At 45.9% G+C, this 13,182-nt stretch carries 10 protein-coding genes; 1 reads left to right on the top strand and 9 read right to left on the bottom strand.

The annotated features are described in order from the left end of the window. Positions 1-159: 159 nt before the first annotated feature. The 8 genes from QUB26_RS23980 to purL form a co-directional block, all read right to left on the bottom strand. The gene (locus QUB26_RS23980; protein ID WP_333241683.1) at positions 160-1,245 is read right to left on the bottom strand and encodes a DUF3474 domain-containing protein; all 1,086 of its coding nucleotides are present in this window, start codon (positions 1,243-1,245) and stop codon (positions 160-162) included. A 720-nt stretch (positions 1,246-1,965) separates the two neighbouring features. Continuing rightward, positions 1,966-3,432 carry an amidophosphoribosyltransferase gene (gene purF, locus QUB26_RS23975; RefSeq protein ID WP_333241685.1) on the bottom strand — a complete coding sequence of 489 codons (1,467 nt, stop codon included), beginning with the start codon at positions 3,430-3,432 and terminating at the stop codon, positions 1,966-1,968. 139 nt (positions 3,433-3,571) lie between these two features. Next, a complete protein-coding gene (locus QUB26_RS23970; RefSeq protein WP_333241687.1) occupies positions 3,572-3,847 on the bottom strand; it encodes a hypothetical protein in 276 nt (91 codons plus the stop codon). A 132-nt stretch (positions 3,848-3,979) separates the two neighbouring features. Continuing rightward, complete coding sequence (locus QUB26_RS23965; RefSeq protein WP_333052477.1) at positions 3,980-4,306, bottom strand: type II toxin-antitoxin system RelE/ParE family toxin; 327 nt, start codon at positions 4,304-4,306, stop codon at positions 3,980-3,982. Then, a complete protein-coding gene (locus QUB26_RS23960) occupies positions 4,303-4,551 on the bottom strand; it encodes a type II toxin-antitoxin system ParD family antitoxin (RefSeq protein ID WP_333241689.1) in 249 nt (82 codons plus the stop codon). Before QUB26_RS23960 ends, QUB26_RS23965 begins: the two co-directional genes overlap by 4 nt. Positions 4,552-4,794: 243 nt before the next feature. Further along, positions 4,795-6,819: a bifunctional serine/threonine-protein kinase/formylglycine-generating enzyme family protein gene (locus QUB26_RS23955; protein WP_333241691.1), complete on the bottom strand. Its 2,025-nt coding sequence runs from the start codon at positions 6,817-6,819 to the stop codon at positions 4,795-4,797. Positions 6,820-7,057: 238 nt separating this feature from the next. Beyond that, on the bottom strand, positions 7,058-8,788 hold the full coding sequence (locus tag QUB26_RS23950) for a bifunctional serine/threonine-protein kinase/formylglycine-generating enzyme family protein (protein ID WP_333241693.1): 1,731 nt from the start codon (positions 8,786-8,788) through the stop codon (positions 7,058-7,060). A 218-nt stretch (positions 8,789-9,006) separates the two neighbouring features. Beyond that, positions 9,007-11,580: a phosphoribosylformylglycinamidine synthase subunit PurL gene (purL, locus tag QUB26_RS23945; RefSeq protein WP_333320002.1), complete on the bottom strand. Its 2,574-nt coding sequence runs from the start codon at positions 11,578-11,580 to the stop codon at positions 9,007-9,009. Between the two features lie 144 nt (positions 11,581-11,724). Between purL and QUB26_RS23940 the strand changes: the two genes are divergently transcribed. After that, entirely contained in the window at positions 11,725-12,330 is a 606-nt protein-coding gene (locus QUB26_RS23940; RefSeq protein WP_333241697.1) for a pentapeptide repeat-containing protein, read from the top strand. 169 nt (positions 12,331-12,499) lie between these two features. On the opposite strand, the gene QUB26_RS23935 is transcribed toward QUB26_RS23940, so the two are convergent. After that, positions 12,500-13,126, bottom strand: coding sequence for a Uma2 family endonuclease (locus QUB26_RS23935; RefSeq protein ID WP_333233344.1), 627 nt, complete (start codon positions 13,124-13,126; stop codon positions 12,500-12,502). Positions 13,127-13,182: the final 56 nt, after the last annotated feature.

The raw sequence follows: 13,182 nt of genomic DNA, 5'->3' as shown, positions 1-13,182 counted from the left end.
GTCCCGCCCGTCCAAAAAGGACGGGCGGGACGCCCATCCCACAATAACAATTAAAATTGTAAGTTATTTAATTCGCGATCCTTATCAAACACGCATAAAAAAGAAAAACCCGGTTTCTTAAAGAAGCCGAGTTTTTACCTCTTCTATTGCTTATTTAAACTACTTAACTTCAGCAGATCGCCGACTGTTAGGTGATTCGTAGTAAACTCCAGAACCTGTATCGGAGACAAAATGACAATCCCAGTAAGAGCGAATAAAGCTCTTCCAAATTGGATCGGTTGACTTGCGATAATAATCGCCCAACACTGGTTTAATTGCTTCCGTTGCTTCCTTCAAGTGATAGTGCGGCATTGTCGAGAAAATGTGGTGGGCTACGTGGGTGCCGATATCGTGATGGATGGAATTGATGATTCCGTAGTCGCGATCGATCGTAGACAATGCACCTTTCAAGAAAGACCAATCATCTCCGCGGTACCAAGGAATATCCGCCTCAGTGTGGTGCAGGAATGTTACCAAATCCAGCCACATCACGAACACTACATAGGGAACCAAGTAGAACTTGAGTAAAAACAGCCAACCAAACTGATAGGTTAGCGCGCCTAAAAAGCTTACCATCAGTACCAAGGATGCGGAACTTGTCAACACATCCCATTTTTCGGACGGACGGAAAATCGGGCTACCGGGCATGAAGTGAGAACCTACCCGATCGGGCGATCGGCGAAATAGATAAATTGGATAGGCAAATAACATCAAATAAAAGCGTCCTAGCTTTTCGTACCAAGGCATTTGATTGTATTTGCTTTCCGATACCGGATACCAGCTTTCATCGTTATCTAAGCTGCCTGTATTTGCGTGGTGGGTTCTGTGACTAATCCGCCAACCGTGGAAGGGCACGAGAATTGGAGCGTGGGACAGGTGTCCGATCAGGTTGTTGAGCCATTTGCTCTTAGAAAATGAACCGTGTCCGCAGTCGTGACCCACTACAAACAATGCCCAAAACATGGTTCCCTGCATCAACCAAAAGATTGGATAAAAGAGCCAGGAATCCAGGGTGTAGGCGATCGCATACAAACCTGCGATGATGCCAATATCTAAAAAGAAATAAGCCAGAGATTTCCATGCCGAGGGCTCAAAACAGTGGGCTGGAATGGCTGCCTTGATATCTTGAAGAGTAAAAGGTAACTCTGCTGTACGAGAGGATGAGCCTGGATTGCTCGCGGGATTGAGAACAGTATTTGATTGCACGAAGTTTCCGATTTAAGCTGACTTGAGAAACCGCATTCCGCCTTCTTTTAACAGTCAATCGATTTTAGATTTTAGATTTTAGATTTTAGATTTACTCCACAGATGAATCTGGGGGCTTAAACTAAAATCTAAATTTTTTGGCTCTCCCCGACTCATGTCGGGGGGTTGTATGCCCTATGCAGGTGAGGTAACATTCAAACTGCAAGGAGCCATATTTTTACTCTGCAAGGGTTTCTAAAGTTCTTTAGTTCGCATGAATAGCCCGTCCGCGATTCTCAAGCAAGTTGGCTTGTGGAATACTTGTGTCGGAAAAATTAGTGCGATCGACCCTGTTATCTGAAAAAATCTCATGTGCCCGTTGTTGGTGCGAAATGCGACTTCCATCTGAGAGTGGACATCTGGAGGAACTACCTCCAGTCTGCAGGTAGCATACAGCGTTTCGAGCAGGAATTGTGAACGAGAGTGTAGGGAAAAACCATCGATTTTAGATTGGCGATTTTAGATTCAAGCACAAATCTCAAATCTCCAATCCGAGGGTTGGGTTTCACACAAGTTCTACCCAAGCGACTGTTCACTACAGTTCACCAATTCTGCAAGAATTGCTAAAGCTAAGTTAATGTAACATTTCTACACACATTCTGGCAATGACTTACCAGAAAAACTTGAAAATCCATAAATTGCGGAAAGTGACGGGCGATCGCTTTTTCGCTGTGGGATTTTCTAGGTTCCAGCCTTTTCTAATATGAGCTTAGACCGTTTTACCATTTCTGGAACGTCGATCGGATAATCACCGGTGAAACACGCTGAACAAAAACTCATCGGGTCTTCGTTAGTCGCCTTCAGCATTCCATCCCAACTCAAGAAAGCCAAGGAATCAACCCCAATTTGGGTGCCGATTTCTGCGACTGACTTAGTAGCAGCAATCAACTGATCTTGATTGTCGGTGTCGATACCGTAGAAACACGGATGAGTCACCGGTGGCGAGGAAATTCTCATGTGAACTGCTGTTGCGCCAGCATCCCGCAAGGCTTTGACGATTTTGCGACTGGTAGTACCGCGCACGATCGAATCATCGATAATAATTACCCGCTTCCCTTCCAACACATCTTTGAGAGGGTTGAGTTTCATGCGGATTCCTGACTCACGCATTGTCTGAGTCGGTTGAATAAAAGTGCGCCCGACGTAGCGATTTTTAATCAATCCTTCGGCGTAAGGAATGCCGGAAGCTTGAGAAAAGCCGATCGCCGCCGGGATTCCAGAATCGGGAACGCCGATAACTATATCAGCATCAGCCGGAGATTCTGCTGCCAACAAACGCCCGATCCGCAGTCGGTAGCTGTACAAACTTTCACCTTCCATCTGGCTGTCCGGTCGAGCAAAATAGATCATTTCAAAGATACAAAGTTTGCGCTTCTGCTGCTGACTCCAGTGGAAGGAAGCCATACCTTCCTCTGTAATCCAAACTAATTCCCCGGGTTCTACGTCCCGCAAAAATTCAGCACCGATAATATCCAAGCCGCAAGTTTCCGATGCTAAAACGTATCGTACCGGAGTTGTGGGGAGGATGCCAATTACCAACGGGCGGACGCCTTGGGGGTCGCGGACTCCCATCACGCCTTTAGGGGTGGCGATCGTCAAACTAAAGGCTCCTTGGCACATACCAAAGGCACTGATCGCTGCTTCCAGCCAGTCTTTGCCCTTGTCTACCTCGGAACCGATCGCCACTGCGATCGCCTCTGAATCCGTCGTGCTGACAAATTCGCACTTCCGAGACAGCAATTCTTCGCGCAATTCTTTAGTATTGACAAGATTACCGTTATGTGCTAGGGCCAGACTTCCCAAACGAGTTTCGACAACCACAGGCTGAGCGTTGACCACGCGCGAGGAGCCGGTAGTAGAGTAGCGAGTGTGCCCTACGGCTAAGTTACCGGGCAAGTGACCTAAACTCGATTCGTTAAAGACTTGGGAAACCAGTCCCATATCTTTGTGCAGGTGGACTTTTTCACCGTCAAAGGTGGCAATTCCTGCTGATTCCTGACCGCGGTGCTGCAAAGCATACAAACCGAAGTAGGTCAACTTGGCGACATCTTCACCCGGTGCGTAGATACCGAAAACGCCACAAGCTTCCTCGGGCTTGTCGGGTTTGCTAGAATGCTCGTCAGCCGCGAAGGAATGGTTGGGAATCATAGATGGGTGGGTTCCTAATGGGGAAGGTGGGTTAGGGGGACAGTTTCAGCGGGAAATCTTGTTTGCGAAGGCGTCGCATAACTTAACATTCCCTTAATCTTGCCACGGATCTGTCATTATTTCCAAATCGTGTAGCATTTCAGACAGAAGCGATGCGGCGTTTAATGGCATTGTAGTATCGATCGCCCCCAAATCCTATATTAACCTTAATTAACAGCGGGCGATGGCTGGGGCGATGGCTGGGGCGAGGGCTGGGGCGATGGCTGGGGCGATTGTCAAACGAAGTCAGCGCAACGCCAGACTGAAGAGATTGGCGATCGTGCAATGGAAAATAAATTAGGAAATTGCTTGATGAGCTTTTTGAAATATTAGAATTTAAGGGCGATCGAGCTTGACTTTTCTGTGAGATTGACATACTATATCATCATGGGAATCTGTGCGGCCATGTAATGTCATTTTGGGGGCGATCGAGTATTAAGTAATACCGACAGGAGTGAACCGTGGGATGGAGATTTGGCAGCCTGAAAAATTTTCCTACTCTACAAAGTCAATCAGCTTCATCTCCTGACAAAACTTCCTCTAAATCTCTCGCTGCGTGCAGAATTCTCACTACCTCAATATAGTTATCAAAAGACAGATAGAAAATCAGATAATTCTCAAACCCCCTAACTGACAATCTTCGCAAACCCTCCAACCGTGGATTTTTAACCGGATACAGGCGACCCATTCCCGACATTTGAGCCAATCTCGCAAATGTCTGACGTGCTGCATCAAAAAAACGCAATGCAGCATCAAGATTATTTTGAGCAATATAAGCAAAATTTTCGTCTAAATCTTGACTTGCTCTTGGTGTAATGACAATCCGTTTAGTCATTGCTGCTGTGGGTCAAGTTTCTGCACCAACTGATCGCGTTTTTGCTCCCACCAATCATCGGTAATCTCTATAGAATTGCCACTATCCAAACCAGCCAACAATAACGACTCAACCCGCGCGGCTCTTGCTTGTTCTTGGCGAATTAGGTGCAAGATGTATTCCGCTGCATTACTGTAGCCTCCGATTGCCACTTGTTCGTTAATAAAATTTTCAATTGAATCGGGAAGAGGAAGATTGAGGGTCATATTTTTTATCCTTCCTAATGTGTGAGCTTGGCATATTTGAACTATTATAGGACTTATGCACGGGTAGTCAGAAACCGGGTTTTTTTGCCCAGAAGACGCGCTACAGACCGCAAAAACCCCAAAAAACCCGGTTATGAAGGTTTTGATGCGTCAAGGACTATATTTCTCAACCAGGTTGAAACCGCCCAGCCTTAAAAGAAAAGTCCTCGCGGGAGACTACAGCAAAGAACCGAAAACCAGAGACTACGCGGAAACCAAAGCCACGCGAAAACCGATGTCCGAGTAACGATCGCCCGCCACATTGCTAAGACGATACGCACTGCGACAATTCACCGCAGCGTCCTTCCAGGAACCGCCACACCGCACGCGGCGATCGCTTCGATCGTTGTCGAGATGACTGCACCATTCCCAAACATTTCCGTGCATATCATAAAGTCCAAAAGCATTGGGTGAAAAACTCCCGACATCAGTTGTTTGTTTGCGGTAAAGTCCCTTCGATGCCCCAGAGTAGGGATTATTGCCATTATAATTAACTAAATCCGGCGTAATTGTTTCACCAAAATAGAAAGGTGTTTTAGTTCCGGCGCGGCAAGCATATTCCCATTCCGCTTGTGAAGGTAAGCGATAAGTCTTGCCTGTTTTTTTAGAAAGCCGCTTGCAGAATTCCACAGCGTCATTCCAGCTTACTTTTTCGACAGGAAGTTTCGCACCTTTGAACTCAGAAGGGTTATTTCCCATCACCGCTTGGTATTGTTCTTGAGTGATCTCATATTTACCCATAAAAAAAGCAGGGATATTCACGGTACGCTGCGGCCCTTCATAACTACTTCGTCCGGCTTCCGTATCGGGCGAACCCATCAAGAAACTGCCGCCAGGAAGTGCTACCATGTCTAGAGTAATAGCATTGCCAATATTTTCTATAAAAGCCTGTGCTTTTCCTTGACGGCGGTTGGCAATTTGCCCCGTTGAGTTGACTGTCACTGTTTCAAAAGTAAAGCTTTTTAAAGCATTGGAAGATGGCTGAGATTTTGGAGTTTCTGGTGCGGGTTTTGGAGATGGTTTGGGCGATGGACTTTCTGCTACAGATTGTGGAGATGGTTTGGGCGATGAACTTTTGGCTGTAGTTTTTGGAGATGATTTTTGAGCTGATGATTTAGGAGATGGGGCCTCCTTGTTGGATGAAGGTGGAAGATTTGGTGAAGATGAAGAAGATTTGTTGTTCAACAAACTTTGACCCAGCACAGCTAATGCAAAGCCTCCCCCAGCAAAACCCGCTAATTGCAAGAAACCTCGCCTTGTTGTGTTAGTTCGTAACGGCAAAGAGTGCTGTGGAATCACAGGAATTGTGGGTATTGGTGTCGGTGCGGGAGATTGTCTTGACTGAGGTTGAAAATCTCTTAAAACTTCCTCTGCTGATTGATAGCGCTGCTGGATATCTTTTGCCAACAACTTAGATAAAATAAATTCCAATTCCTTGTCTATCGGACTTTTCAAATGTTGCTGCCAATTTGCAGTCCAGCTATAACCGTGTTCCGTCCACAAACCATAAGGATGTACCCCCGTCAGTAGATGAAAAGCCGTCGCCCCCAAGCTAAACAAATCGCTGGCTGCATAAGCTTCACCGCCTTGCATTTGTTCAAGCGGTGCATAACCATGCGAACCAATCTGCGTTCCCTGTCGCGATATCACTGTTCCCGACAACTGTTTAGAAACTCCGAAATCAATCAGCATTAATACACCGTCGCTGCGACGGCGCATAATATTCTCAGGCTTGATATCTCGGTGAACAATTTTTTGTTCGTGAATAAACTTGAGAACAGGTAGAAGTTCGAGTAATAGTTGCTTAACTTGGCTTTCTTGCCAAATTCCCTGATTTTGGAAAAGCGTCAACAAATTATCCCCATCCACAAACTGCTGTACGAGATACAAATATTTGTTGTCTTCAAAGTAGGCATCTAGTGAGGGAATTTGGGGATGTTGTCCTAGCTGTTGCAGTTGTCTAGCTTCTAGCTGAAATAATTCTACCGCTTTGTTAATCGCCCAAGTTCCCTGGACATCGGGTGCTAATTGTTTAACGACACAGGGTTGATTTAGTCTATCAATATCTTCTGCTAAATAGGTTCTGCCGAAGCCACCTTGACCGAGGAGTTTTATCATGCGGAAGCGATTTCGCAGGATGGGTACGAGTTGAAGGCCACAACTGATGCAATATGTTTGCCCGTCCGGGTTTTGAGGATTGGGGCAATCGGGATTGATACAGCAAATCATTTATTTTAGGAATGATATTGTTTATATTGTATAGATTGACTGGGCGATTGAATCGACGATTGATAGGGCGATTGAAAAAATTAGCCTAATTTGTAGGGTGCGTCGCTGTGAAATTTTCTAGGCAATTTGCAGATTTTTAATGCGACGCACCTTACTATTGTGTGGTGCGTCGCTGTGAAATTTTCGATCTTCCTTACACATTTTTGATGCGACGCACCCTACCACTACTACGCGGAAACTAGGACGAGGAAGAAACCGACGTTACCACCACGCGAAAACCGAGGTGCCTGCTGCGATGGACCGCCCAATTCCTGCCACGATAGGCACTACGGCAATAGACCGTATTGCAGTTCCACGCACCAGCACGCAGCACTCGGTTATTATCTGTTCCAGTTTCCCAAGAACTTCCATCAGTCGGTGCGCCGTTATAATTACCATGCCATTTATCGCTGCACCATTCCCAAACATTCCCGTGCATATCATACAAACCAAACGGATTCGGCGGAAAACTCCCCACATCCGTTGTTTGTTTGCGGTAACGTCCCTTCGGCGCAGCACCGTAGGGATAATTGCCATCATAATTAACTAAATTTGGGGTAATTGTTTCGCCAAAATAGAAAGGCGTTGTAGTTCCGGCGCGACAAGCATATTCCCATTCGGCTTCCGAAGGTAAGCGATAAATCTTGCCGGTTTTTTGAGAAATTTTCTGGCAGAATTCCAGAGCATTATTCCAGCTTACTTGTTCTACAGGACGTTTCAAACCTTTGATATCAGAAGGGTTATTCCCCATCACTACTTCCCACTGTTCTTGAGTAATGGGATATTTACCCATAAAAAAAGGAGAGATATTAACAGTACGCTGCGGCCCTTCATTGTTACTTCGCCCTGCTTCCGTATTGGGGGAACCCATCACGAAACTGCCACCAGGAATTGCTACCATGTCTAAGATTGCACCGCTACCTAAATTTTCACTAAAAAATTGTGCTTGACAGCGTTGACGGCTACTTATATTACCCCGCACCTCAACTGTTACCGGGTCAAAGTCAAACCTTTTTAAAGTCTGTATAAAATTCGGTCTTGACTGACGTTGAAAATCTTTGAAAACTTCATCTGCTGATTGATAGCGCTGCTGGATATCTTTTGCCAACAACTTAGATAAAATCAATTCCAATCCCTTGTCTATGGGACTTTTCAAATGTTGCTGCCAATTTCCAGTCCAACTATAACCCTGTTCCACCGACAAATCAGAAGGATGTATCCCCGTCAGTAGATGAAAAGCCGTCGCCCCCAAGCTAAACAAATCACTGGCTGGATAAGCTTCACCCGATTTCATTTGTTCAAATGGTGCATAACCATCCGAACCAATTCGCGTTCCCAGTCTCGACATCACTGTTCCCGACAACTGTTTGGAAACTCCGAAATCAATCAGCATGAACACACCGTCCCTGCGACGGCGCATAATATTCTCAGGCTTAATATCTCGGTGAATGATTTTTTGTTCGTGAACAAACTTGAGAACAGGTAAAAGTTCGAGTAATAGTTGCTTAACTTGGTTTTCTTGCCAAATTCCCTGATTTTGGAAAAGCATCAACAAATTATCCCCATCCACAAACTGTTGTACGAGATACAAATATTTGTTGTCTTCAAAGTAGGCATCTAGTGATGGAATTTGGGGATGCTGTCCTAGCTGTTGCAGTTGTCTGGCTTCTTGCTGAAATAATTCTACGGCTTTGTTAATCGCCCAAGTTCCCTGGAGATTGGGTGCTAATTGTTTAACGACACAGGGTTGATTTAGTCTATCAATATCTTCTGCTAAATAGGTTCTGCCGAAGCCACCTTGACCGAGGAGTTTGATCATGCGGAAGCGATTTCGCAGGATGGGAACGAGTTCCAGCCCGCAACTGATGCAATATCTTTGTCCGTCGGGGTTGTCAGGCTTTTCGCAGTTGGGATTGATACAGCAAATCATTTGTTTTATGAATGATATTGTTTATATTGTATAGTGTCTAAGAACCCCGACTTCTGTAATATGTTTTTGCAAGAATCGTGAATTTTGTAAGAAGTCGGGGATCTAGGGTGTGTTTTAAACCCGGAGATCCCCCCTAGCCCCCCTTCTTAAGGGGGGGATAAGAGTATTCAAAGTCCCCATTTTTAAGGGGAATTTAGGGGGATCGAAACTTCACGTTGTCAAACAGATGCAATCCGACGCTCGATCGCATTATAGAACCGATCGCCCATCTCACCCATCGCCACCTCAATTAACACTTGATTGTCAGCACTCACAACCCGCAAAGGTGATTCAGCACAGCAAACTAAACCAATTTTATGCCACATTTTGGTCAAATGTTCTTGCAGGTAAGCCTCCCAAATCTCTTGATTTTTCGGTGCGACTGAAACTACAATGCAGTTGCCCATTTCACCAAACAAAATTTCATCCCAGCGGCGGACATTTGCCGAATTACAATTGAGATGAATTTCCGCACCCATTTTAGCAGAGATACAGCATTCCGCGAGGGCGATCGCAATTCCACCTTCCGCACAATCATGGGCAGAACATACCCAACCTTGCCGAATTCCATCGCGACAAACCGATTGCACTTTTCTTTCCAACTCAAAATCTATCCTTGGCGGTTTCCCAGCTACAATCCCGTGAATTGCTGCTAAATATTCCGAACCTCCCAAAGTAGGAGAAGTTTCGATTTTTGAGCTGTCAGATGGAAGTTCTGAGTTTTGGGATGATTCACCAATTCCCAGCACATAAATTAAATCACCTTTCTTTAGCCAAGCTTGGCCCGAAATCTTGGTCAAATCGGGAATTAACCCCACCATTCCGATTACCGGAGTCGGATAAATTGGTTGAGGATTCCCCTCAGCATCAACAGTTTCATTGTAAAGAGAAACATTGCCGCCAGTAACAGGCGTTCCCAACTCCCGACAAGCATCAGCAATCCCGCGACAAGCTGACGCTAACTGCCAATATCCGATCGGCTTTTCAGGACTGCCAAAATTCAAATTATCAGTAACTGCGAGAGGTTCAGCACCCACACAACTCAAATTTCTCGCTGCTTCCGCTACGACTGCTTTTGCACCTTCATAAGGATCGAGATAAACATAACGAGAATTGCAATCAACCGTTGCAGCAACTCCGGGAATAACTCCCAGGGGCGCTTCCTTCTTGCTAAGGGGGGGAGAAACTTTTGGAGTTTCCCTACCTTGTGCCTTTGTAAATAAAGGAATTACCTCTTCTTCCTGTTTGCTTTCAGAAACTTCAGAAACAGCATCTTTGCTCTGTAGCCCCCCCTTAGCAAGGGGGGGTTGGGGGGGTTCTTCCAATCCCTGTTTAACAACAGAAGATTGGCAAGATTCTAGCGGACGCAATCTGACAACCGCAGCATCAGCGCCTCCCGGTAAAACAACAGTATTGTTTTGCACTTGATGGTCGTATTGGCGATAAACCCAGCGTTTAGAAGCGATGGTGGGAGTATCTAAAAGCGTCAGCAAAATCTGATTCCAAGTTTGGAAATTGCCGTTAATTTCGATACCTGCAACTGTGGATTGTGGCAGCGAATCTGCTGTCCATTCCCATGCTTTTTTAGCATATTCGGGCGGCTCTGTCAACAGTTCTCGGTGATAAATTGGGGTGTTATCTGCCAAAGCAGTGGCGGTAATTTCCGCCGCGATTTCGCCTTTAAAGAGAATTCGGACGATCGGCTGTTCGATAACTGTGCCCGCGACTACGGCGTGCAATCCCCATCTGTGGAAAATATCGATTAATTCCTGTTCGCGTCCTTTTTGGGCAACAAACAACATCCGTTCTTGGGATTCCGAAAGCAGGTATTCGTAGGGAATCATGCCGCTTTCTCGAACGGGAACTTTGTCTAAATCGAATTCAATGCCGACGCCGCCTTTGGCTGCCATTTCTGATGTGGAACAGGTGATTCCGGCCGCGCCCATGTCTTGGGCGGCGACGACTGCACCGGTTTTGAATGCTTCTAAACAAGCTTCAATTAAGGATTTTTCTAAAAATGGATCTCCTACTTGGACTGCGGGGCGATCGTCCATTGATTTGTCGGTCAATTCGGCACTGGCAAAACTTGCTCCTCCCATGCCATCTCGCCCGGTAGTTGAACCGACATAAAGCACGGGATTTCCGATGCCGGATGCCCCAGATTTAACGATTTCTTGAGTTTCCATTAAACCCAAGGCCATGACGTTAACTAATGGGTTGCCGGAATAAGCAGGATCGAAGTAAACTTCGCCGCCAACTGTGGGCACGCCGATGCAATTTCCATAATGGGAAATTCCCGATACTACGCCTTTGAACAATCTCTGAGTTTTAGCATCGTCTAAGTTGCCAAAACGCAGGGAATTTAAAAGTGCGATCGGGCGAGCACCCATTGTGAAGATATCGCGGAGAATCCCCCCGACACCGGTTGCTGCACCTTGGAAAGGTTCGACTGCTGAGGGGTGGTTGTGGGATTCAATTTTGAAGGCGAGTTGCAAGCCTTCTCCCAAGTCTACGACGCCGGCATTTTCTCCGGGCCCGACGAGAATTCGATCGCCCTCTGTGGGAAACTGTTTTAATAGTGGCCGCGAATTTTTGTAACAGCAGTGTTCGCTCCACATGACGCCGAACATTCCCAATTCAGCTTTATTAGGATGGCGGCCTAGACGCTGAACGATTTCTTGATATTCTTCAGGTGTGAGTCTTTCACCGGCAATTTGTTCCGGGGAAAATGGGGATTCGGAGATGGGAGACATGGAAACTTGTTATAAACCACAGGCTTTATTCTAAATGCCCTGCGGTTGCTTAATCTAAAATCTATAATCTAAAATCTAAAATCCTAGGCGCAATGCGTTGGTTAATCTAAAATCTAAAATCTAAAATCTAAAATCTAAAATCGAATGACTTTACCTCGAAATCTCAATTTTGCTAACCAAAACTTGCGGAACCGTTCTTTTAAAGGGCTTGACTTGTCAGGGGCGAATTTCAGCGGTTCCGACATTCGAGGCTGCAATTTCACCGGGGCGATTTTGAGGGGGGCAAATTTTCAGGGTGTCAGAACCGGACAAAGCCGCAGGCGGGTGAGAAATTTGATTGCTAGGGCTGGGGTGACAGCGGTGACAGTGACGGCGGCTGGGGCTTTGACTGGACTGATTGCCGGGGCAGATGCGGGGGCTGCGGCGGTGGCCGGAACCGCTGCGACGGCGATTGCTGCGACTCGGTGCGAGGCTGGAATTGTGGCGGGGGCTGTGGCTGGGGCTGCTGCTGCGATCGGGGCTAGCGGTATTGTGACATTTTTGGGCGGAGATACTCTCAGGGGAATTGTCTTATTTTTGGTTTCTGGGGTAATTCTGGGGTTAACTGCGATCGGCTTTTTTATCGCTGTTGAACAGATAGAAAAATTGTCGATAACGTCGTTTAGAAAAGCTGATTTAACTGATGCTGTATTCGATGCGGGGGTGGTTCTAGATGCAGATTTTTCTGATGCGCGAGGAGTGCCGTGGTAGACTGCACAATTACTGATTTTTTTGATTTTTTACCGAAAGCATCCAGGATACAAGCCCCCGGATTCATCCGTGGAAAAATAAAAAACCTGTATCCGATGAAACTTGCCGAACGTATTTATTCGTGGGGTGAATGCTTCAATTCTAAAATCTAAAATCTAAAATCTAAAATCTAAAATCGATTGACCCATTCCCGTAATTCTCGCACTGCTGTGGTTGCGCCTGTAGTTTGAGTGCGATCGATAAATTCCTCAACTTTTGCAGTAGGTAGCATCGGGAAAGCCCGCGAAAAATTGCACTCGGCATATTCGCCATTTTGCAATTGATAAAACTTGATGCTTCGTCCATCGTACCGCCAAATTTCGGGTACGCCTAAATCTGCATATAAATCGAATTGATTTAAGGAACTGCTGGTAATATCAATTTCCAGTGCTAAATCGGGCGGCGGATCTTGAGCAAAGTCTAATTCTGTTCTCCCTCTGACCAGTGCTTCATTCTGGATATAATAACAGGAATCTGGTTCTTTACCCGCTGCTTTTTTGCGTTTTTTGATCGTCATCGAGCCAAAGGGGTTGTACTCTAGATTGAGTTCTTCTATGAGAGTTACAATTAAGCGATCGATCAGCCTGTTGCGATTTTCATGTTCCGGTAGCGGCACCATAATTTCTAATTGACCTTGATGATAAGCAATTCTGGTGGAACGTTGGTTGCCCAGTTCCGCTAGCAGGCTTTCATATAACTGCCAACTGATATTTGGCAGTAAAACTCGCTGTTCGGGGGGCGTTGATATTGTTAGCATTTTACTTGAGTTTTAGAGCTTGAGAATATTTTAATTGATTCTTTTTTTTTGCGAAC

The organism is Microcoleus sp. B4-C1, from assembly GCF_036705285.1.
Classification (GTDB): domain Bacteria; phylum Cyanobacteriota; class Cyanobacteriia; order Cyanobacteriales; family Microcoleaceae; genus Microcoleus.
This window is presented reverse-complemented; position numbering and strand designations above follow the sequence as displayed.